The 670-nt window shown below is 50.4% G+C and carries 1 rRNA gene; it reads left to right on the top strand.

Annotation, left to right across the window (positions count from 1 at the left end):
* Positions 1-29: 29 nt before the first annotated feature.
* Positions 30-670, top strand: a 23S ribosomal RNA gene (locus BGK46_RS01185); the annotation flags it as partial.

The following is a 670-nucleotide window of genomic DNA, read 5'->3' as shown; positions in this document are numbered from 1 at the left end:
TCGAGCAAAAAGACCTCTTGGGGTTGTATGGTTAAGTGATTAAGCGTAGACGGTGGATGCCTTGGCAGTCAGAGGCGATGAAGGACGTATTAACTTGCGATAAGCCCAGATAAGGCAGTAAAAGCCATTTGAGTCTGGGATTTCCGAATGGGGAAACCCACCTGCATAAGCAGGTATCTTAGCGTGAATACATAGCGCTAAGAGGCGAACTCGGGGAACTGAAACATCTAAGTACCCGAAGGAAAAGAAATCAATTGAGATTCCGGCAGTAGCGGCGAGCGAACCCGGAGCAGCCCTTAAGCGGCTTAGGCGTTAGGTGAACAGGTTGGAAAACCTGGCAATAAAGGGTGATAGCCCCGTAACCGACAGCGCCTTAGTCGTGAAATCGAGTAGGACGGGACACGTGATATCTTGTCTGAACATGGGGGGACCATCCTCCAAGGCTAAATACTCCTGACTGACCGATAGTGAACCAGTACCGTGAGGGAAAGGCGAAAAGAACCCCTGTGAGGGGAGTGAAATAGAACCTGAAACCGTCTACGTACAAGCAGTGGGAGCCTCCTTTGTGGGGTGACCGCGTACCTTTTGTATAATGGGTCAGCGACTTAATGTTAGTAGCAAGGTTAACCGCATAGGGGAGCCGTAGGGAAACCGAGTCTTAACTGGGCGT

Origin of the sequence: Salinivibrio sp. SS2 (genome assembly GCF_001722075.1) — a bacterium.
Taxonomy (GTDB): Bacteria; Pseudomonadota; Gammaproteobacteria; order Enterobacterales; family Vibrionaceae; genus Salinivibrio; species Salinivibrio proteolyticus.
This window is presented reverse-complemented; position numbering and strand designations above follow the sequence as displayed.